General features: G+C 35.6%; 17 protein-coding genes and 1 tRNA gene. 13 read left to right on the top strand and 5 right to left on the bottom strand.

Annotated elements, in window-relative coordinates; genetic code table 11:
- Positions 1–19: 19 nt before the first annotated feature.
- A complete protein-coding gene (frr, locus tag ABIZ51_09655) occupies positions 20–583 on the top strand; it encodes a ribosome recycling factor (protein MEO7089044.1) in 564 nt (187 codons plus the stop codon).
- A gap of 81 nt (positions 584–664) precedes the next feature.
- Here the strand turns inward: frr and ABIZ51_09650 are convergent, their stop codons facing one another.
- Together ABIZ51_09650 and ABIZ51_09645 are read right to left on the bottom strand one after the other, a co-directional pair.
- Entirely contained in the window at positions 665–1,687 is a 1,023-nt protein-coding gene (locus ABIZ51_09650) for a radical SAM/SPASM domain-containing protein (protein MEO7089043.1), read from the bottom strand.
- 136 nt (positions 1,688–1,823) lie between these two features.
- The gene (locus tag ABIZ51_09645) at positions 1,824–3,950 is read right to left on the bottom strand and encodes a gliding motility-associated C-terminal domain-containing protein (protein MEO7089042.1); all 2,127 of its coding nucleotides are present in this window, start codon (positions 3,948–3,950) and stop codon (positions 1,824–1,826) included.
- 452 nt (positions 3,951–4,402) lie between these two features.
- Between ABIZ51_09645 and ABIZ51_09640 the strand changes: the two genes are divergently transcribed.
- The 6 genes from ABIZ51_09640 to ABIZ51_09615 all read left to right on the top strand — a co-directional run bounded on the left by ABIZ51_09640 (position 4,403) and on the right by ABIZ51_09615 (position 13,530).
- A complete protein-coding gene (locus tag ABIZ51_09640) occupies positions 4,403–5,095 on the top strand; it encodes a cation diffusion facilitator family transporter (GenBank protein MEO7089041.1) in 693 nt (230 codons plus the stop codon).
- Positions 5,096–5,146: 51 nt separating this feature from the next.
- Positions 5,147–6,847, top strand: a complete 1,701-nt coding sequence (lysS, locus tag ABIZ51_09635; GenBank protein MEO7089040.1) for a lysine--tRNA ligase — start codon at positions 5,147–5,149, stop codon at positions 6,845–6,847.
- Between the two features lie 182 nt (positions 6,848–7,029).
- Positions 7,030–10,080: a hypothetical protein gene (locus ABIZ51_09630; protein ID MEO7089039.1), complete on the top strand. Its 3,051-nt coding sequence runs from the start codon at positions 7,030–7,032 to the stop codon at positions 10,078–10,080.
- 5 nt (positions 10,081–10,085) lie between these two features.
- The gene (locus tag ABIZ51_09625) at positions 10,086–11,336 is read left to right on the top strand and encodes a glycosyltransferase family 9 protein (protein MEO7089038.1); all 1,251 of its coding nucleotides are present in this window, start codon (positions 10,086–10,088) and stop codon (positions 11,334–11,336) included.
- Between the two features lie 65 nt (positions 11,337–11,401).
- Positions 11,402–12,403: an NAD(P)H-dependent glycerol-3-phosphate dehydrogenase gene (locus ABIZ51_09620; GenBank protein ID MEO7089037.1), complete on the top strand. Its 1,002-nt coding sequence runs from the start codon at positions 11,402–11,404 to the stop codon at positions 12,401–12,403.
- Positions 12,404–12,567: 164 nt separating this feature from the next.
- Positions 12,568–13,530 carry a hypothetical protein gene (locus ABIZ51_09615; GenBank protein MEO7089036.1) on the top strand — a complete coding sequence of 321 codons (963 nt, stop codon included), beginning with the start codon at positions 12,568–12,570 and terminating at the stop codon, positions 13,528–13,530.
- 123 nt (positions 13,531–13,653) lie between these two features.
- Here ABIZ51_09615 and ABIZ51_09610 read toward each other — a convergent pair.
- Positions 13,654–13,735, bottom strand: a tRNA-Leu gene (locus ABIZ51_09610).
- A gap of 178 nt (positions 13,736–13,913) precedes the next feature.
- Entirely contained in the window at positions 13,914–14,543 is a 630-nt protein-coding gene (locus ABIZ51_09605; GenBank protein MEO7089035.1) for a sterol desaturase family protein, read from the bottom strand.
- 156 nt (positions 14,544–14,699) lie between these two features.
- Between ABIZ51_09605 and ABIZ51_09600 the strand changes: the two genes are divergently transcribed.
- From ABIZ51_09600 to ABIZ51_09590, 3 genes are read left to right on the top strand one after another with little or no spacing between them, the layout of a single operon-like run.
- Positions 14,700–16,433: a toxin-antitoxin system YwqK family antitoxin gene (locus tag ABIZ51_09600; GenBank protein MEO7089034.1), complete on the top strand. Its 1,734-nt coding sequence runs from the start codon at positions 14,700–14,702 to the stop codon at positions 16,431–16,433.
- A 58-nt stretch (positions 16,434–16,491) separates the two neighbouring features.
- A complete protein-coding gene (locus tag ABIZ51_09595) occupies positions 16,492–16,665 on the top strand; it encodes a hypothetical protein (protein MEO7089033.1) in 174 nt (57 codons plus the stop codon).
- Between the two features lie 26 nt (positions 16,666–16,691).
- Positions 16,692–17,015 (top strand): hypothetical protein, encoded by a 324-nt coding sequence (locus ABIZ51_09590; GenBank protein ID MEO7089032.1) that lies wholly within the window; start codon positions 16,692–16,694, stop codon positions 17,013–17,015.
- Positions 17,016–17,121: 106 nt separating this feature from the next.
- Here the strand turns inward: ABIZ51_09590 and ABIZ51_09585 are convergent, their stop codons facing one another.
- Positions 17,122–17,406, bottom strand: a complete 285-nt coding sequence (locus ABIZ51_09585) for a hypothetical protein (protein MEO7089031.1) — start codon at positions 17,404–17,406, stop codon at positions 17,122–17,124.
- Between the two features lie 234 nt (positions 17,407–17,640).
- Between ABIZ51_09585 and rimP the strand changes: the two genes are divergently transcribed.
- The 3 genes from rimP to infB are packed head-to-tail and all read left to right on the top strand — an operon-like array spanning position 17,641 to position 22,236.
- Positions 17,641–18,111: a ribosome assembly cofactor RimP gene (gene rimP, locus ABIZ51_09580; protein MEO7089030.1), complete on the top strand. Its 471-nt coding sequence runs from the start codon at positions 17,641–17,643 to the stop codon at positions 18,109–18,111.
- A 19-nt stretch (positions 18,112–18,130) separates the two neighbouring features.
- Positions 18,131–19,381: a transcription termination factor NusA gene (nusA, locus tag ABIZ51_09575; GenBank protein MEO7089029.1), complete on the top strand. Its 1,251-nt coding sequence runs from the start codon at positions 18,131–18,133 to the stop codon at positions 19,379–19,381.
- A gap of 23 nt (positions 19,382–19,404) precedes the next feature.
- On the top strand, positions 19,405–22,236 hold the full coding sequence (infB, locus tag ABIZ51_09570) for a translation initiation factor IF-2 (protein ID MEO7089028.1): 2,832 nt from the start codon (positions 19,405–19,407) through the stop codon (positions 22,234–22,236).
- Positions 22,237–22,483: the final 247 nt, after the last annotated feature.

Below are 22,483 nucleotides of genomic sequence, written 5' to 3'. Positions count from 1 at the left end.
TTTCCATAGATAAAAAAAGATGAACGAAGAAATTAAATTTTTCATAGAAAGTGCCAAAGAATTAATGGAAAAAGCCGTTATTCATTTGGAAGCAGAACTTATAAAAGTCCGCGCCGGCAAAGCAAATCCTGCGATGTTGGAAGGTATTTTCATAGATTATTATGGAACACGTACGCCGCTAAATCAGGTGGCAAGTATCAATACGCAAGATGCGCGTTCTTTAATTGTGCAGCCTTGGGAAAAAACAATGCTAACGCCGATAGAGAAAGCGATTCAGGCTGCCAACTTAGGATTTAATCCGCAAAACGACGGGATATTAATTCGCATCCTTGTGCCGCCATTAACGGAAGAGCGCCGAAAAGCACTTGTAAAAACAGCGAAAGCAGAAGCAGAAAATTGCAAAGTAACACTTCGCACTCTTCGCAGAGATGCAAATGAATCCATCAAAAAATTACAAAAAAATGGATTGCCGGAAGACGAAATGAAAGACGCAGAAGCCAAGATACAAGTGCTTACCGACGGTTTTGCCATTAAATGTGACAAACATTTAGAGCAAAAAGAAAAAGAAATTATGACCGTATAAATTAAATTTTCCGAGTGAAATTTTTTTCCAGAAAAGGGGTTTGAAAAATTAATTTTTCAAACCCCTTTTCTTTGCCGAAAATTATGCCCACACTTTCGTGCCTTCGGTGCAATTTTTACAAATATCAATTTCGCTGCGCGAACGAAAAACGGATTCGCGAAAATTTTGATACGCTTCGTTTTTCCATACTTCCGAAAATGTTTTTTCGGAAACAGTTCCCATCGCGTGCTTTACATCTTTGTCGAAACAACACGGCGCCACTTTTCCGTCCCAGGTTATAACGCTGGAATGCCAAAGCTTCCAGCACTCATCACGCATTTTATTTTTCAGAATATACGTATTGTTTTTTTGCTTTTTGTATCGCGAATATTTTTCTGTTTCCGGAATTAAATCATGCCCGTTTTCATAGTTGTAAATTTGCGCTGTTTTAAAACGCACATCGTCCACACCTAAATTTTTTGCTAATTTTTTTACGTCTTCTATTTGATGTTCATTTGGTTTTACCACTAAAAATTGAAAAATGATAAAGGGTGTTTTTGAATGCAACTTTTTCTTCCACGCAACAATATTTTTTGTGCCTTCAATTACTTTTTCTAAATTACCTCCGATACGATACTGCTCGTAGGTTTCCTGCGTTGTTCCATCAATGGAAATAATCAATCGATCTAAGCCAGATTCAATTGTTTTTTTTGCATTTTCAGAATTCAAATAATGCGCGTTGGTAGAAGTTGCCGTGTAAATCTTTTTTTCGGAAGCATACTTTACCATATCCAAAAATTGTGGATTCAGATACGGTTCGCCTTGAAAATAAAAAATGAGATACAATAAATTATTTTCCAATTCATCCAACACTTTTTTAAAAAAATTCTTTTCGAGCATTCCTGTAGGTCGCGTAAATTCACGTTTTCCACTCGGGCATTCTGGACAACGCAAATTGCAAGAAGTTGTAGGTTCGATGGAAATACTAATCGGCATTCCGCGATGACGAACTTGTTTGGTGATTTTAGAAAAATAAAAACTTCCCAAAATCTGAACTGCATTTAACGATTTCGAAAAGGTAAGTTTGCTTAGAAAGTTAATTCCGTCTGTTATTTTTTTTCTCAACACATTATTTTTCTGTAAAGATAGGCTTTTCGCGATTTTTAAAAGGAAGGAAAAAAACACGTTCAAAAAAATAATTTTTCGACATTGTATTTTGCTTCGCTTCTTACTTTTTTCTATCCAAATTAAGGATTGTAGATCACCTTATTAATGTTACAAATCCTTTTTCCAGATATTTTTTTCCGTCAATTCCGGTGGCGTTTATGAGGTAATAATACGTTCCGTCAGGAGCATTGCCTGTTTTTGTTTCACCGTTCCAGCCAATGTTTGGGTTTGTCCATTCGAATAATTGAATTCCCCAACGGTCAAATATTTTTGCATCGAAGGTACTGATGCCGATCGATTGCACTTTAAACACATCATTTTTTCCATCTCCGTTTGGCGAAAAAACATTGGGAATTATTAGAGAAGATTGCAGAGTAGGCACAATCGGAGGCGAAGTCGGCTCAGAACCGCATAACGAATCTAATTGGATAGATTGCACAAAACCTTTTCCGCAAGCATAAAGTAAATTATTTGTTCCTAATTTTAAATCATAAACAGTATCGGTAGTAGCAATGGTATTTATAAGATTCAAATTAACATCGTATTGTTTAACACTGTTCATTGCTCCTACAAAAATATCGTTACAACTATCTACTTGTAAACCTCCCCATTTAAAAGAACTATCCTCAACAGCAACACTTCCCAGTAAAACTCCAGTAGGTGCATTCCATTTTTTTAAAATGGCTCCATCGTACGTGTAGAGATAATTGTTGTTTACTGCCATACCGTTAAATCCGTTGGCATTAAAAAACATACCTAAACCATTTCTTTCTGTATAGGAAATAGATTGAATTTCCTTAAATTTATATCCATCTGAAACTTCGTATGAAATTGGAAGTATAGTTGGAATTTTACTTTTAAATAAGAAATTGTTTGATGCCGAATCTACTGTATTATACGCATCTGCCATGTAGCAATTATTGTTATTATCTTGTGCTAATAGGCAAATATCATCAGCAGTATTAGTGCCTTCTAAAACATTTATAGGTGTAACATTAGAAAGCGTTGTATCTAAAACACAAGCTTCGTAACCAAATCCAGTCCCAATAACACCAGTTCGAGTGGTATTATTAAAAACAATACGCCACATTTCTTCTAAATTAATATTTCCTACAGAAATTGCCAATTGAAATCCAAAGGGATTTATTTTTATAATTTTTGCACCATAAAAACTGCCAAAACCTTCAACTAAATAAGAATTTTGGCTGTGTTCGTCCACTGCAAAACCCCCATAAAAACCAAAAGAATCAATAGCTAATGCGGTATAAGTCCATAAAATAGTCCCGAGATTGTTTAGTTTTACTTCTATATGAGGGTAGCCATCTCCGTAAATATATACATTGCCCGCCAAATCAGCATCTACATCATAAGGACTTCCTGTTGTGTAACCTGGCACTGTTACCCAAGGATCAATAATAACAGTTTGTGCATGATCGTAATTTTGCAAAGCAAATGAAACGGTATTTTGTGTGGTAGTAAATTTGGAAGAAATAACATTTCCGTTTTCGTAGTATGTTTTAGGCGCGTGGTCAATTATATTTCCAAAGTTTGAATTTATGTCTGCGTTTCCACTTGCATCCAAATTTATTTTTCCGTTTTCGGAATATTTCATTTTTACTTGAGAAACATCCGCTCCAGGATGCAAAATAATCGTGTATTTTATTCCTATTTTATTTTCGGGAAAGGAATATTCCACATCAATATTCGGATATAAATTTTTGTAAATTATTTTTTTGTAAGCAAATGCTTTAATAGTTGTTTTGCCTGATTTATCGCGCAAGTCGGGATAGGTAAAATAATTGCTTACTTCATCCTCGCTAAAAATTTGAACATTCGGATTCGCGTTTTCCCATTGCATACTGATGCAATCTGTTTTTCTTTTGCGCATCATATCCGCATCCATTTTTCTACCTGATTTTGCAGCCTCCTTTTCGGCTTTATCCTTTTCAGCTTCGCTCATCGGCACAAATTCATCGTGGCGATAAGTTAAACCTTTCTGGATAAAATAAATTTGAACGCCATCGTTGCGAACGCCAAATAAAATAGCACTGTTTGGTAATTTATCTTGTCCGTCAAATTGAGTTTTATTTTCAACAAAAACTTTTTCTTCAAACGGATTTTTTGTCCAATTTTTAGAACCTGTTTTGTTTTGCGCTTGAATGGAATGTATGCTCGGAAAAAGGAAAGCAATTAATGAGGCTTGAAAAATTATTTTTTTCACGAGTATGAATTTAGCTTGGTAAATGTAATCCAATCGGAAATGGAAAGCAAACATCTTTCGGAATCATTTCAGAAAATCTAATTTGACACAGTTCTCTGAACAGACCCCACAGTTCCATGAATAGACCCTCCGCAGGAGTGTGAGAGTTAAATTCCAGACCCAAAGAGTCGTCCCCTGGAGTGTGAGAGTCAATTTCCAGACCCAAAGAGTCGTCCGATAGACTTGTAGAGTCAATTATTTCAATGCAGATACGGTTATTGAGTAGAGAGCGCCAATTACATTTAATAAGCAGCACTTTCTCCTGCACTTGTTTTGTGTGCAGAAGTTTTACCAAAAATGAAAATCAAAAAGAGTATTGCTATACCTGTTTTTTGAAGACTTATTTTTAATTCCGCCTATTTCCAAATAAGAATTTAATTTTGTGTTCAGATTTAAAAAAAGGATTTACAATCATGTCGGAATCGCTTCAAAAAAAGGCTTTTAAAAATCAGTGGCACTTTCCGCATTACACCAATGAGCGCAGAATGCGCGTGGTCGTGGTCATTACAGCAATTACGATGGTTGCCGAAATTTGGTACGGGCATCACAGTCGTTCGATGGCTTTGCTGGCAGACGGCTGGCACATGGCTTCGCACGTTTTTGCGATGGGCTTAACGTGGATAGTTTATGTCGTTTCGAGAAGAAATACAGCTTCAAAAAAATATTTTTTCAAACAAGAAAAGCTGCTTGCACTTTCTGGATTTACCAGTGCTATCGCTTTGTTGGCGGTTGCCATTATTATGGCAATTGAATCGGCAAGTCGTTTACTAAATCCATTGCCAATTAATTTTAGCGAAGCTTTATTCGTCGAGAGTATTGGATTGATTGTAAATGTTATTTGTACGTTTTTTTTACATCACGATAAATCGCAAAGCGATCACAATATTCGCGCGGCATACATCCATATTTTAGCAGATGCTGTTTCTGGCTTAGGCGCCATCATTGCGTTAACATTGGGTTTGCTATATCATCTTTTCTTTTTTGATGCAATGAGTGGAATTATCAGCGCATTTATTATTACGCGATGGTCGCTGCGCTTGATAAAAGATGCAGGAGGAGAATTGATTGATTTCAAGAAAAGCGACAAGACAGAAAACAGAAACTGAAGCAGAAACAGTTGTTCTGCTTGATTTTATATATTTGCTAAAATTTTATTTATGGAATTATCGGAACAAGAAGTCCTTAGAAGACAATCTTTACAAGAATTAATTACACTCGGAATCAATCCGTATCCCGCAGAACTCTTTGAAATCAATGCTTCCGCGCAAGATATTCATCAAAATTATGAACGCGATAAACTGAATTATAAAAATATTTCGTTGGCAGGACGCTTGATGTCGCGCCGTATTATGGGCAACGCCGCTTTCGCAGAATTGCAAGATGCCACAGGACGTATTCAGATTTACGTGAAACGCGACGAAATTTGTAGCGGAGAAGACACGACTTTGTATAATACTGTATTTAAGAAACTCTTGGATATTGGCGATATCATTGGTGTTTCGGGATATGTATTTACGACGCAAGTGGGCGAAATTTCCATTCATGTTACGTCGCTTAAAGTATTGAGTAAATCGCTGCGCCCACTTCCCATCGTAAAAACAGACAGCGAAGGAAATGTGCATGATGCGTTTACTGATCCGGAAATGCGCTACCGTCAGCGTTACGTGGATCTAATCGTGAACCAAGATGTAAAAGAAACGTTTATCAAGCGTACGAAAATCACACAATCGTTGCGCGACACATTTAATGCAAAAGGATATTTAGAAGTGGAAACGCCCATTTTGCAAGCCATTCCGGGCGGTGCAGCTGCTCGCCCTTTTAAAACGCATCACAATGCCTTAGATATGCCGCTGTATTTGCGTATCGCGAATGAATTGTATCTCAAAAGACTGATTGTTGGCGGATTTGATGGCGTGTATGAATTTGCAAAAGATTTCCGTAACGAAGGAATGGATCGCACGCACAATCCCGAATTTACGGTGATGGAAATTTACGTGGCTTACAAAGATTATTTCTGGATGATGGATTTTACGGAAGAAATGATTGAGAAAGTGGCGCTCGATTTACACGGAAAAACAAAAGTTAAAGTGGGCGAAAAAGAAATTGATTTTCAGCGTCCGTTTAAACGCATCACCATGTACGATTCGATTAAAGAATATACCGGAATTGATATTTCTGCGATGGACGAAACGCAATTGCGCGAAGCGTGTACGAAACTCGACATCCACACGGAACCATCGATGGGCAAAGGAAAATTAATTGATGAAATTTTTGGAGCAAAATGCGAACACCATTATATACAGCCTACTTTTATTACAGATTATCCAGAAGAAATGTCGCCGCTTACTAAAAAACACCGTAGTAAACCTGGACTGGTAGAGCGTTTCGAGTTAATGGTAAACGGAAAAGAATTGTGTAATGCGTATTCCGAATTAAACGATCCAATTGATCAGCGCGCGCGTTTTGAAGAACAAATGAAACTCGCAGCAAAAGGCGACGACGAAGCAATGTTTATCGACCAAGATTTTTTACGCGCCTTGGAATACGGCATGCCACCTACATCTGGAATGGGAATGGGAATCGATCGTTTGGCGATGATTATGACTAATTCTCCATCCATTCAAGATGTATTATTTTTTCCGCAAATGCGTCCGGAAACTATAAAAAAAGTAACAATAGAATTAAAGCCAGAAGAGGAGAAAATTTTGGAAGAATTAAAAAAACAAAGTTCGGCAACGCTCGCCAGTATGAGCGAAAGTACCGGTATTTCCAAAAATCAATTACAAAAAATGATGAATGCATTAGAAGAAAAAAAGTTAGTAAAAAGAGAAGGACCGATTTATCAAATAATCGATTAAAAAAATAATTTTTCGGACACCTGTTTTTACTCGGAAATGAAATGGCTTCTATAAAAAAATATTTTCAATTTATTTCAGCTCATTATCGTTCTTTCGTTTTCGTTTGCTTGTTTTACGCGACGAAATTTATTTTTCAGTTTATTACAAAAACAAATTTTTCACTTACATCCTTCTCCGGGAGAATGATTGGAATTGCCACACTGCAAGGCTTTGACATTCACCAACGCATCCTCGTTTTTTACCAAAGTCTTTTTTTAATTGTTGCCATATCAGCGGGAATTAGTTTGTTTTTGTACGTTTTATACAGAAGACGAATGGCGTATTTGCACAATGAAATGCAAGTATTTAACGCAACTTCTTTGGTTGGATTGTTTTTTTTATTCTTTAAATTATACGGAGAAAATACCGATTCTTTAATCGCGATTATCATCTTTATCCAAGCCTTTTGGATATTTTTCATTGTGCTGAAAAATAATTTTTCAGACAAGCTTTTTTCGATATCTATTTTTGCGGCATTGATGTGTATTTCCATTTCGGAAATCTTTTTTTTCAAAGAGATAAATCTTTTATTAACGCTTGGAATCAAATTAAACTTCCTACAATTATTTTGTGTTTGTGGGTTTTTTACAACACTATTTTGGAGTCTTTTATTTAGAAATCGTTCCGAAAAAATAATTTTTAAAGTGCTTTGGGTATTCGCTCCAATAGCCATCATTCCGCTTTTTTCAGTTTTGAAAAATGAAATTTATTTAATTCTCAATAACAAAGATATTTTCTATTTCACGTCGAAGAAAATTTATTTTTTAGCACTCTTTTTTTTAACGATTTGGATCCTTTTTAGAAGCTATTTATTTCCACGAAAAATAAAATTAAGTACGCTTGATTTTAAACAATTACTTTCGAAAATTTATTTTCCGTTCAGTATTCTTTCTTTGGCAACGTTCCTTGTTTATCAGCCTTTTGCGAAGCCATCCTCGGAAATGTTTGAGCTTGCCAATCGTACGCTTCCAATTATGGAAATGGTGCGTTTTGGTACTATTCCAGTTATTCAAAAATTTAATTCACACATGTTTTCCGAAATTTTTTCAGGCTTGTTGTATACGTTTATCAACGGTTATAGCGGACAAGCATTTATTATTTACGATTTTATTTTATTAAGTGCAAGCATTTTAATTATCTATTATTTTGTATTGTATTTTACAGGGAATGCTTTTGTAGCGCTCTTTTTCGCCTTATTTTTTCCGCTTTCTTCGCAGCTTTTTCCTGGACATTTTATATTGTGTTTGCTTGCCTTTTTCGTTTTCATAAAGGCAATAGATACTCCCGCTACGATTCAAAAATATCTTGGCTTACTTACAATTATTGCGTTTCTTTTAATTTGGCAAATAGACTTAGGATACGCTGCTTTGTGGACAATTGGAGGTGTTTTTTTGCTTCACATTTTTGTAGAAAAAAAATCAGCGTTCGAAAAAATAATTTTTTGGAAGAGCTTTTTAATCGCTATCGGCGGAGTTTTATTAATCGTGTTTTTACTGCTTTTTCGGAAAATAAATTTAGGAGAAAGCATATCTACTATTTTAAATTATTTTTCTTCTTCTCAGTCTTACGGAACAATTAGTATGGGAGATGTATCGCTTTCTTCGTATAAAATGCAGTATTTTATATTCCCGTTTTTAGGTTTGATTTTGCTGGGATATTTAATCCTAAAGTTCCAACATTATTGTTCCGAAAAACATACAAAAATTATTGTTTACGCATTGATTTTTTTAACGATTTTATATTTCGTAAATTTTCAACGCGGCTTGGTACGGCACAGCTTTATAGAAGGAAAAGACTATCTACTTTCTTCTTTTATATTTTATATTTTTAGTGGAACTACGTTTCTTTTTTTTCAAAAGAGATCTTCTATATTTAAATTTTTACTTTTTACGGGAACTGCGTGTTTCCTTATTTTAAATTACAATTTTCCTACGCTGCCAGCGAAAAATTTCGATTCTCCCTTTTCGGAAATGATTCAAAAATACGACACGATTCAGGAATTAAAACCTGTTGCGAAAACCATTGATCGTTGTCCGATGAGCAACGATTTCAAAAAAATAATTTTCGCAGACTTCAAAAATTACATCGATAAAAATTTGAAAAAAAATCAAACATTTATTGATTTCTCTAATTCGCCGATGTTGTATTTCTATACTGAAAAAGAAACTCCCGGAGTTTTTAATCAAAACACGCTTTCGCTTCAAAATGATTATTTGCAAAATAATTTTTTGAGCAATTTAAAAAAATATGATACACCTCTTTTAGTTTATTCTAATTTTTCAGAATCCTTTTGGGATCACGTGGATGACGTACCAAATGCGGTGAGGCATTACAGAATGGCAGAATATTTTTTCCAACATTACGCCCCATATATTATCATTCAAAATCATTGCGTTTGGAAAAAAATTTCGGATACTGATTTGAAAAACCTGACGGATACTTTGTTCTTTAGAGGTATTGAATCTTTAATGAAATCGGATAGTATCTATTTTACTGTTCAAAAAAATAATTTTTCAAACACTAAATATTTATTCAAAATAAAATACGATACTCTTTTTGCAGAAGATTCTTGTTTGCGCTATTCTTATTCCAATGAAAATAAAAATTTCAAAGAAAGAATAAAATGTGTGTACGTGGATTCGCTCAATAAAACGCGCTTTTTCATATTAGATTCGGTATCTTACTCGAAACTATTTTTTCCTGCAAAAAATATTTTTTCAGCTTCTGTTCTTTCTGCACCGAACATTCCAGATTTTTATTCGCAACAAATGCAAACGTATAATTTGCAGCAATTACCATCTATTTGGGCAAATTCGGATCCTTCGCTCGAATCAAAAAATAAAATTATTGATTTGCTTTCACAAGAAAAAATAATTGTAAAAAACAACATGATAGAATGTAATCTTCCTGAAAAGGTAAATCGTTCAGAAGGAAATTATATTTTTATCAAAATGAATTCGGATCTCAAAAAAACAATTACAATGCGGTTAACGTATGGAAAAAACAATAGTACCTCTGGCGCATTTTTATTTGAGATTCCTTCTGGAACGAATAGAAACAATAAATTTGCGATACGAGTGAGCACACAATACAATTGGTATTCAATAAAAAATAATTGGATAAAAATTGGAGCTTTGGATTTAGATTCGAGCCAAATTAAAATTGAAAGAATAAGTCTTTTAAAAGGAGATTAATAGGTATGAATGTAAATCGAAAAATACGAATTGATCGTTTATTGGGTTTGCCGATTGCTTATTTTTTAAATTTTTCGGCACGCATTTTAGGATTTATTTTACGCATAAATCATCGCGTAGCACGCGATTACAAAACGATTGCGGTTGCAAAGTTTTTAGGATTAGGAAGCATTTTACAAGCCACTCCACTTTTGCAGACCTTGAAAAAAAATTTCCCGAACAGCAAAATGATTTTTGTAACGAGCGAGGAAAATCTTTTCTTATTGCAACATTTTCCTGTAGTGGACGAAGTAATTGTATTGTCGGAAAAAAAAATCTCTTCACTTATTTTTTCTACCTTTTCAGTGCTTCGAAAACTGTGGAAACGAAAAGTAGAATTATACATTGATTTAGAAATTTATTCCAACTTTAGTAGTATTATCACTACTTGTAGCCTTGCTACCAATCGTTTTGGTTTTTTTAAAAGCGATAAAAATTACCGCATGGGAATGTACACTCACATGATGTATTTTAATTTGCAAGCGCCCGTTTCGGAAGTGTATTTACAGTTTGCGCGATTGCTTGGTTGCTCCGATTTGACGCACGATTTATTGGCGCCTCTACTTTCGGATGATGAAAAAGATAGTGCTGAAAAAACGCTGACAGCATTTGATTTAAAAGAAAATTCATATATCGTTATTAACCCAAATGCATCGGAATTACGTTTGGAAAGACGTTGGGCAAAAGAAAATTTTATCGCCGTAATCCAATATCTTTTATCAGAAAAAAAAGAATTTAAAATTGTACTTATTGGAAATAAAAAAGAGCAAGAATATGTGAAAACGATTTCAGAAAGTTTTTCTGGAAATAATAATTTTATTGATACTTCCGGCAGGTTAACACTTTTAGAATTAATCGTTTTGATACAGAAATCTGCTTTGCTTTTTACCAATGATACAGGTCCGATGCACCTTGCTTTTGCGCTCAAAAAAAAGACGGTGGCGCTTTTTGGTCCTTGCTCTCCGATACATTATGGGAATTCAGAAAATTGCATTGCATTGTACAAAAACGTGTATTGCAGTCCATGTGTGCACGAGTTTGTAACGCCGCCTTGTAAAGGAGATAATCAATGTATGAAAAAAATAATTGTTTTGGAAGCACTTACTGCCATTGATATTTCTTTGTCGTTAAACATATTACCTAAAACTAAAAATCCCATTATTTATGAAAATGAAGCGCAACAACCTTTAGGCGTCGTGTTGCGGCAGAAGGAATAACATTTTCAGAACAAAAATGAACAGTGAAAAAATGCGTAATTTCCCCTTTTATAAAAATAAAATAAATGAGTAAAGAACCTAAAATAGCGGTTATCGGTGGAGGAAGTTGGGCGACAGCGATTGTCAAAATAATATCAAGTAACCTTTCCGGAAAAATAATTTGGTGGATTCGAAATACAGAAACCATTGATTTTATTGCAAAATTTAAACACAATCCGAATTATTTAAGTTCGGTAGAATTGGAGGTAGAAAAATTATTTTTAGAAAGTGATTTACGGAAAGCCATTGCTGCCGCGGATATTTTAATCATGGCAGTGCCTTCTGCTTTTTTGAAAGAAGCGCTTAAAAGTATTCAGCCAGAAGATTTAAAAAGCAAAATAATTTTTTCGGCAATCAAAGGAATTGTACCAGAAAATAATTTAATTGTTGGCGAATTTTTTCATCAACAATACGGTGCTCCACTTGATTCTATTGGCGTAATTACAGGTCCTTGTCATGCAGAAGAAGTGGCGATGGAAAAATTATCGTATCTCACCGTTGCATCTAAAAATACTGAAAACGCTACGTTTATCGCATCAAAATTAAATTGTCGGTATATAAAAACATCTATTTCGGACGACATTCACGGAACGGAATATTCCTCTGTTTTAAAAAATATTTTTGCGATTGCCAGCGGGATTTGTCATGGTTTAGGCTATGGTGACAATTTTCAGGCGGTGTTGATTTCGAATGCGATTCAAGAAATAAAACGTTTTGTAGATACTGTTCATCCGATTTCGCGCGATATAAATTCTTCTGCTTATTTGGGTGATTTATTGGTAACGGCGTATTCGCAATTCAGTCGTAACCGCACGTTTGGCAGCATGGTGGGAAAAGGATACTCCGTTAAATATGCACAATTTGAGATGAATATGGTGGCGGAAGGTTATTATGCCGCAAAATGTATCTACGAAATAAATAAAACGTATCAAGTAGAAATGCCTATTAGCAATGCTGTTTACAATATTTTATACGAAAAAATTTCACCCGCACTCGAGATAAAATTATTGACGGATAAATTGAAATAGAATAAAATTGACATGCCTGCTGCGAATTCTACCCTCAAGGTTCTTAAATGCAGAGAAAATTCACTAGTAGTATCTGCAAACATCGGTTTGGCAACACAACAGCAATGCGTATATTTGCAAGCATATTGCTTATATCCAATTAATTCTTTTCTTCTTCCACAATAATGAAAAAGACGGCAACACTCTTTTTAATCATATCCTTCTGTTTCCTAAATGGCATAGCACAAGTCCAAATAGACGCAGCATCACCTACACAAAATACGGTTAAAAATCATTTCGGAAGAAAAGGGCGACTTTCCTTTTGTTGGGGTTATAATCGTGCGATATACTCCAAAAGCGACATCCATATTACTGGTGCTGGATATAATTTTAAAATTACGAATCTTGCAGCCCACGATGAGCCAGCGCCTTTTTCAACTACATACATTCAACCAACTTCATTTTCGGTTCCCCAATATAATTATCGATTAGAATATTTTTTAAATGATAATCTCTTTATTTCTATTGGACAAGACCACATGAAATACAGAATATATAAGCAAACTACTTCTCTTACAGGATACATCAATACAGATAATAATGGAAGTAAAAATGTAGGAAATTATAATAATACAGAAGTAATTGTGGGCGAAAATGATAATACGAATACCTCACTTGATTTCTCCAATTCCAATTTTTTGAAAGATGGTTTTGTTTCCAATTTTGAGAATTGCGATGGATTAAATGATGTTACGGCAGAAATTGGGCGGGTAATGAATCTTTGGGTTGCCAACAATGGCAAGTACGCAATAGCGATTATGGGTATGCTTGGAGGAGGATTGGAAATAGTGGATACGCAAGCAGAAATCTTAGGATATCCATCTACACATAATTATGCTAACGGAAAAAAAGCATATCATTTGGCAGGATATAGCGGCTCCGCAACTTTTTGCTTCGATTTTAGTTTCTGTAAAAATTTCTTTTTACAAGCTCGTTTAAAAGGAGGATATATCAATTTGCCTGATATAAATACAACAATTGAAGGTGGAAAAGCAAGCCAACATTTTGAGTTTTTAGAACCAATCACGATGCTTGGATATTCCTATGCTTTTGGCAATAAAAAGGAGTCCATAAAAAAGGAAAAATAAGAAGACGAACAAAAATTATTTTTTCGAAGCGATTTTGTATTCGGCTATTTTCCTGAAAGACAATCGCACAGCGACACAAAAAAACCACCAATACTTATAAAAAGTATCGGTGGTTTAGTTTTGTGCGGATGAAGGGACTCGAACCCCCACGCCTTGCGGCACCAGATCCTAAGTCTGGCGCGGCTGCCAATTACGCCACATCCGCATTTACTTGCGCGCTGCGAAGATACAAATTTTATTCTCTGAAAATTATTTTTTTAAGTACGAGGTTTCCGTTTCGAAAAATTATTTTTTCGAAGGATAAAAAAGAGTCTGAAAAAGAGGGTTGAAAAATTATTTTTTTGAAGCACAAAAAATACATTCAAATTTTAGCGTTTGAAAAATTATTTTTTCTCGGCAGGCGGAAAATCTGTTTTAAAAACATAATCCCAAATGGCAGAACTAACACCGTAGCCTTTATCGGCTTGTTGATAATGGTGTTTCATGTGGTGATTTTTTATCGCCAACCAAAATTTACTGTGCATATTAAAATGATGAATGGCATAATGTGTGATGTCGTAAAAAAGATATCCTGCAATAAAACCCACAAAAAAAGGCGCTACATAAGCACGTCCCAATATTAGATAAAATAAAAAATAAAAAAGTGCTGCCAATGGAATGCTCACGGATGGCGGCATAACCAAACGTCTCGAATCGCTCGGATAATCGTGGTGAACGCCATGAAAAAGAAAATGTATCTTTTCCATAAATGGTGTTTTCGGCGTAAAGTGAAACACAAAACGGTGCAATACATATTCGGTAATCGTCCAAATAATAATTCCGAAAATAATAAATTCAACAATCGTAATAATCGAGAAATGGTACGCTGCCACCGAAGTGTAGCCGAACCACAAAATAACGGGTACAAAAATAAACAGCGGAACAATCGGATGCACTTTTGAACACGCTTCTAAAAAGCGATTCTCAAACATTTTTACCGATTCGTCTTTATTGGAGACAAAGTTTTTAGCCATTGATTGTTTTCATTTTCGTGCAAAGTTAATACGTAATTTCATATTTTGATGTTTCCGTGTCATTTTTAATAATTTTTGCGATGCGATGAAAACACCTTCTCGAAAATTATTTTTTTAGTAGCTTTGAGCCGAAGCAAAACAAAAGCGTCTTTTTGTATGATAAAAAAACAATTTATTTTCCTCTTTTTCTTGATTTTTTCGAGCGTTTATTTGTACGCACAATCCGAAATCACATACTGGGAAGATACTGATTCCACTAAAAAAAGTGAATCCAATTATAAAAATGGAATGCAAGACGGACGCTTCGCCTTGTGGTATAAAAACGGACAACTCGCGAAAGAATTTTTTTTCAAAAGGGGAAAAGAAAACGGCGCTTGGAAAAGTTTTTACGATAACGGAAAATTAAAATCACAAGAAAATTATTCGAACGGAAAAAAAGAAGGGCAATGGACGTATTTATTTATCAATGGAGATACGCTGCAAAAATCTTTTTACAAAAACGATCAAGAAGATAGCACCTGGAAAATAGGTTTCGAAAACGGAAAAACACGCGCCATCGAGCATTTTAAAAATGGAAAAAAAGAAGGAAAATGGCAATATTGGTACGATAACGGCGAACCTCAATCGGAAGGATTTTTCAAAAAAGACAGTACCGACGGAAGTTTTAAAGCTTGGTTTAGAGACGGAAAAAAATACAAAGAAGGAACCTACAACAATGGCGCAGAAACAGGAACGTGGAAAGAATGGTACGCGACAGGAAATTTAAAACAAGAACTCGATTATCGTGCAGACGGAATTTATTTGATGAATTATTTTGATGAAACTGGGAATCAAATTATTAAAAACGGAAACGGAAAATTTACGATTGTAGATGGGCACGGAAACAAAGTGGGCGAAGGAAATTATCAAGATGGAAAACAAAACGGAACTTGGACTTTTTGGCATCCTAACGGAAAAAAAGATTACGAAATAACGTATCAAAACGGAAAGAAAAATGGAGCGTGTACGATTTGGTTTGAAAATGGGCAAATTAAAAGCGAAGGTCCGTATCAAAACGATAAAAAAGATGGAGATTGGATTTGGTATAATGATGATGGAAAAAAAGACATGGAAGGGACTTTGAAAGATGATAATCGGGAAGGAAAATGGGATTATTGGTACGCAACTGGAGAAAAAGAATCGGAAGGTTTTTATAAAAACGATAGACAAGATAGTGTGTGGACGTATTGGTACAAAGGTGGTGCTAAATGGCGCGAAGGCAATTATAAAAATGATTTAAAAGAAGGAGAATGGAACGTTTGGTATGAAAACGGAAAACAATTGCAACAAGGCAGTTACGTTGCTGGTCAAGAGCAAGGTTTTTGGAAATCGTGGTATGAATCTGGACAAGAAAAAGACGAAGGATCTTTTAAAAACGGAATGATGAATGGCGCGTGGAAAAGTTGGTACGATAGCGGAATCATGAGTTACAGCGGAGATTACTTGGATAATATCAAGGACGGACATTGGAAAACATTTTATGAAAATGGCAAACCAACCGAAGAAGGTGATTACAAAGAAGGAAAAAAAGAAGGTCATTGGAAATATTGGTTTAAAGCCGGAAACGAAGACAGTGAAGGCGATTATAAAAACGAATTGCCAAATGGCGTTTGGACCTATTTTTACGAAACTGGCGTTAAATTTTTAGAACAACACTTTAGTGATGGAAAATTGGACGGAAAAAGTACCATGTGGTATCCCGATTCTAAACTACAAAGTATTTCTAATTATACCATTGTAACAGAAAGCGGACGGAAAAACAGTAAACCAGACGGTGACTGGATCTATTATGATAAAAACGGCAACGTTACTTTAAAAGTAAAATACAAAAAAGGTGAAAAAGTATTTTAAAGATGCTGATACCAGCTTACAACCTTAATTGGTCACGAAGCGCAATCGCACAAAGCCATTGCTTCAGCTTCGCGCCTACGAGGGCAATTATAGAGGCAACATTGAAATTAATAATCAGAAAATACAATATAGAGCTATAATTACTCCAGATAATATTATACACATTTCTGATTATTATCCAGCACCACCATCCGAACCAACTAATACAACAACACCGGCAACGGGAAATTAATAATATAAATTGTAAAACACTTAAATATGAATTACTCAATAGAACGATTAAATAAATTAATGGAAGGAATTCCATCAAAAGACCCTGCGGAACAATTGCAAGCACTCGCAAACAATCAAACAGCCTTAGCGGAAGCACTCGCATTTGGTAGTGTAGAAGAAATAGAAGCATTAATAAGAGAAATAGAAAAGGATTTTAATAAATCTTTTGAAACACCTTTTTGGATAAAGATAGTTGCATTACGAATATTGGTGTCAAATCAACCGAACAATAAGGAATACAGAGAATGGCTTAATAATACGATGTCATTGTACGGGGCGGGCTGGGAAAAAGAAGTTGAGAATTGGTAGTGTTCAAAATGTTACCTGAGATTTTTTTCAGTAAAAAAAACAGTTTCAAAAAATAATTTTTCAAACCAAAAAAACATTTCAAAAAATAATTTTTCGAGCGTCGTTTTTAACGACGCGGTTTATGCTGCATTTTTGGTCGTTTGTGCTCTGCTGGTTTTTCCGAAAAATCATGCGTTGTTAAAAACCAAGCCAAAGCAATAACCGCAATCAGCCCAACTGCAGAAATAGCATAAACAAGTACTTGTGATTGACTTCCATCATCACCTGCCGTGCTTGTTGCGCCAGCTTCTGCGCTGAGAGAAATAACAGAAAACATCAAAATAAAAAGTGCTGCTTTTTGTAGAGATGAGTTTCTTTGCTGAAACTCAAAAAATAAAGAAAATGGGTTCATAATAAATGGTTTTGGGGTTAAAAAAATAATTTTCAAGCATCTAAACTAAAATCCGCCAATTTTTTCTCTCTCTCTTGTATGAAACGTTTTAAAAATTAAAATGTTATGTCTCTAAAACTATTTTAAGTCCTATTTTGATATTTCGGAAATAGGTTGTACATTTGCGCCTCAGTTTTACGACAATGCCATCAGAGGGGACAGAATAGTCCCCTCTTGCATTTACAAAACTTAACCATGATTTCAGAAAAAAAAATACGTTCTTTAATATCCGAAAAGATAAACGGAACGGCTTGTTTTATTGTAGATGTAAGCGTTTCGACGTCAAATAAAATTACCGTTTTGATTGATAGCGACGAAGCACTTACAGTAAAAGATTGCGTGGGCGTAAGCAGACAGATTGAGGGAAATTTAGATCGTGAAAAAGAAGATTTTGAATTGACCGTTTCTTCGCCCGGCATTGATTCTCCTTTAAAAGTGATGCGTCAATACACAAAAAGTATTGGAAAACAAGTGCAATCAGTTACAAAAGAAGGAATTACAGTGTCTGGAAAATTAATTTTTGCAGACGAAGCTGGTATTGAAATAGAAGAAACAAAAACAATACGCCTCGAAAATAAAAAAGGTAAAAAAACAATCGTAGAAAACATAAAAATTCCTTTTGAAACCTTAAAAGAAACCAAACGAATGATATCGTTCAATAAATAAAAACAAAATCAACAGAACAATGGAAAACATAAATTTAATTGAGTCATTCTCTGAATTCAAAGACGTAAAAAACATCGACAGGGTAACATTGATGAGCATTTTGGAAGATGTGTTCCGGAATTTACTGATTAAAAAATACGGTTCAGACGAAAATTTTGACATCATCGTAAATCCTGATAAAGGTGATTTAGAAGTGTGGAGAAATCGTCAAATTGTGGACGATGAATTTGCTGAAGATAGTTTTGATTATGATGAAAATAAACACATCGCTTTAACTTTAGCACGCAAAATAGAACCCGATTTTGAAATTGGAGAAGATGTTTCGGAACCTTTGCGATTAAACGATTTCGGACGTAGAGCCGTACTTGCAATTCGTCAAAATTTAGTGGCGAAAGTAATGGAATTGGAAAAAGACGGCATTTTCAAAAAATACAAAGAGCGTGTGGGAGATATTATTACTGGTGAAGTGTATCAAATTTGGAAACGCGAAATTTTAATTTTGGACGACGAAGGAAACGAATTAATTCTTCCTAAATCGGAACAAATCCCTTCTGATTTTTTCAAAAAAGGAGATACGCTTCGTGCTGTTGTAGAGCGCGTAGAAATGAAAAATAACAATCCAGTGATTGTACTTTCCAGAACTTCAGGATTGTTTTTAGAGCGTTTATTTGAATTGGAAGTTCCAGAAGTTTTTGACGGATTAATCACCATTAAAAAAATTGTTCGCGAACCAGGAGAAAGAGCTAAAGTGGCAGTAGAATCTTACGACGATAGAATTGATCCGGTAGGTGCTTGCGTGGGAATGAAAGGATCTCGTATTCACGGAATTGTACGCGAATTGAAGAACGAGAATATTGACGTTATCAATTATACAAGCAATCCAACTTTGTTCATCACTCGTTCATTGAGTCCGGCAAAAATTACTTCCGTGAAAATTGACGATGTGAGCAAACGTGCCGAAGTGTTTTTGAAACCTGATCAAGTATCAATGGCAATTGGAAAAGGCGGGCATAATATCAAATTAGCAAGTAAACTTACAGGATACGAAATTGATGTGTATCGCGATACAGACGTGGATCAAGAAGATGTGGATTTGGAAGAATTTGCAGACGAAATAGACGGTTGGGTATTGGATGCTTTGAAAGGCATTGGCTGCGATACGGCAAAAAGTGTATTAGAAATTACGACGGAAGAATTGGTGAAACGCACCGATTTAGAAGAAGAAACGATTACAGATGTGAAAAACATTTTGAAATCAGAATTTGAATAAATGATTGTTGATTAAACTAAAGTATGTCAGAAACAGAAAAAACAATACGATTAAGTAATGTTCGTAAGGAACTTCAGAATGTCCCACCAGACAGGATGATTAGTTTCCTTACGGAAAAAGGCTTCGTCATGGATAGCAATCCGAACCAGAAAATTTCGGAGGATATGCGCGCGCTTTTATTGAAGGAATTTGAATCCGATAAGGAAGAAAAAGAAGAGTCGAAACGTGTTACATCTGCCCAAAAAGCGAAAAAGGAAACAGCTCTTCAAGAAAAAGAAGTTGTAAAAACAGAACTAAAAAAAGTTACTGAGCCAGAAGAACCTGTTGCAAAGCCAATTGCTGCTGTTGTTGCTGAAAAAGAAGAAATTGTTGAAGAAAAACCGGAGAAGAAAAAAAGCGGACCAAAAGTGGTCGGCAAAGTGGATTTAGCATCTTTGAACTCAAAAACAAAGCCAGCTAAGAAAACTAAAAAACAAGCAGAAGAAGAAGAAAAGGAAAAAGTAAAAGCAAGCAAAGCTGCGAAAAAAGAGAAAGTAGAAAAAGCGGAAGAGCCAACAGCAATTGAAAAAGGAAAAGGAGTAGAAAAAATTGCGGAAGTACAAAAACCGGAAATAAAAGAAAAAACTACCGAAGAACCTGTTGTTGCTCCTAAAAAAGAAATTGATTTCTTAGAAACAAAAGTTCAAAAATTAGGCGGTCCTACAATCGTGGGCAGAATTGAGCTTCCGGTACGCGAAGAACGTAAAAAACCAGTTGCCTCTTCAGGAACATACGACGCTGAAAAAGATAAAAACAAAAAGAAAAGAAAGCGAATACGTAAGCCTTCAGTTGATCCAAAAACTGTAACAGCAGGAACTCAAACAGCGGGAAGTCCAGGCGACAAACCAAGAGAATTTAGACCCGGTATTAATCCGAATTACAAAGGTAAAAAAGGACGTGAACCAAAAGCAGAATTAACGCCAGACGAGATTCAAGCGCAAATTAAGGAAACACTTGCACGTCTCAGCGGACACGGGAAATCAACTAAGTCAAAATACAATAGAGAAAAACGCGATGCTGCACGCGAAAAAAGTCAAGAAGTAGCAGACCAACAAGAAGCGGATAAAAAGATTATTAAAGTGACCGAATTCGTTTCCGCCAATCAATTAGCGCAAATGATGAATGTGCAAGTCAACGAGATTATCTCGTCTTGTATGAGTTTGGGTATTTTCGTTTCCATCAATCAACGTTTAGATGCGGAAACACTTGCTATTGTTGCAGAAGAATTTGGTTATCAAGTGGAGTTTGTGAGTGTGGAAGTGCAAGAAGCCATCAAAGAAGAAGAAGATACAGCCGAATCTTTATTGCCGCGTTCGCCGATTGTTACCGTTATGGGACACGTCGATCACGGAAAAACATCTTTACTCGATTACATCCGTAAAGCCAACGTAATTGCCGGAGAAGCGGGTGGAATCACCCAACACATCGGTGCTTACAATGTAACGCTCGAAAACGGTAAAAAGATAACATTTTTGGATACTCCCGGACACGAAGCGTTTACCGCGATGCGTGCCAGAGGTGCTCAAGTAACAGACATCGCTATTATTGTAATTGCAGCGGACGACAGCGTGATGCCTCAAACCATCGAAGCCATCAATCACGCGCAAGCAGCTGGAGTGCCACTTGTATTTGCCATTAATAAAATTGATAAACCAGGTGCAGAACCGGATAAAATCAGAACTGCTTTGGCGAATATGAATATTTTAGTAGAAGAATGGGGAGGAAAATACCAATGTCAGGAAATATCTGCTAAACAAGGAAAAAACATTGATACGCTACTCGAAAAAGTATTGCTCGAAGCGGAAATGTTGGATCTAAAAGCAAATCCGAATAAAAATGCGTTGGGAACTGTTATTGAATCTTCTCTCGATAAAGGACGCGGATACGTTACCACTATCCTTGTAGAAGCAGGAACCATGAACGTTGGCGATATTGTACTTGCTGGATGTTACAGCGGAAAAGTAAAAGCTTTACACAACGAAAGAGGAACTTCTACGAAAGAAGCGGGTCCGTCTATGCCGGTATTATTACTCGGATTAAACGGAGCGCCGCAAGCGGGAGATAAGTTTCACGTAATGAACGACGAACGCGAAGCGCGCGAAATTGCCACAAAACGCTTGCAATTGCAACGTGAACAAGGTATTCGTACACAAAAACACATTACCTTGGATGAGATTGGACGCAGATTGGCAATTGGTGATTTCAAAGAATTAAACGTGATTGTGAAAGGTGACGTGGACGGTTCTATTGAAGCGCTTGCTGATTCCTTGCTCAAATTATCTACTGATAAAATTAAGGTAAATATCATTCATAAATCGGTTGGACAAATCACCGAATCAGACGTATTGTTGGCTTCTGCATCCAATGCAATTATTATTGGATTTCAAGTTCGCCCATCTGCAAACGCTCGCAAATTGGCGGAACAAGAGCAAATTGATATTCGCTTGTATTCCATTATTTACGATGCCATCAACGAAATTAAAGCAGCGATGGAAGGAATGTTGGCGCCGGAATTTGAAGAGAAAATTGTTTGTAATATCGAAATCCGCGAAGTATTTAAAATCACGAAAGTGGGTACCATCGCAGGTTGTATGGTGCTTGACGGAAAAGTTACGCGTCAAACAAAAGTACGCATCATCCGCGATGGAATTGTAGTTCATGCCGGAACATTGGCTTCTTTAAAACGCCTCAAAGACGATGTGAAAGAAGTTACTACCGGTTACGAATGCGGTTTAAATATTGCCAACTTTAATGATATTAAAGCAGGCGATATGATTGAAGGCTATGAAGAAGTAGAAATAAAACCGAAGTTATAATTTCACGTTTATCATTTCATTTTAGGGTCTCAGAAAATTAATTTTTTGAGACCTTTTTATTTGTGCTCTCTACCATAATTGTTGGGACGACTCTTCGGGTCTGGAAACTGACTCTTCAACGAGGGTGTAAAATAAAGTGTGTCAATTAAATTAAAAGATTTAAATTGACCAATATGAAAGCAGAAAAATTCGATTTTGAAGCCTTTAAAAAAGAGGCGCTTCGTAAACTTCGGAATAAAGAACCAGG

This window comes from Bacteroidia bacterium (assembly GCA_039924845.1).
In the GTDB taxonomy this organism is placed as follows: Bacteria; Bacteroidota; Bacteroidia; order DATLTG01; family DATLTG01; genus DATLTG01.
Note: the sequence above shows the minus strand (reverse complement) of the source record. Positions and strands in the feature narration are given on the sequence as shown.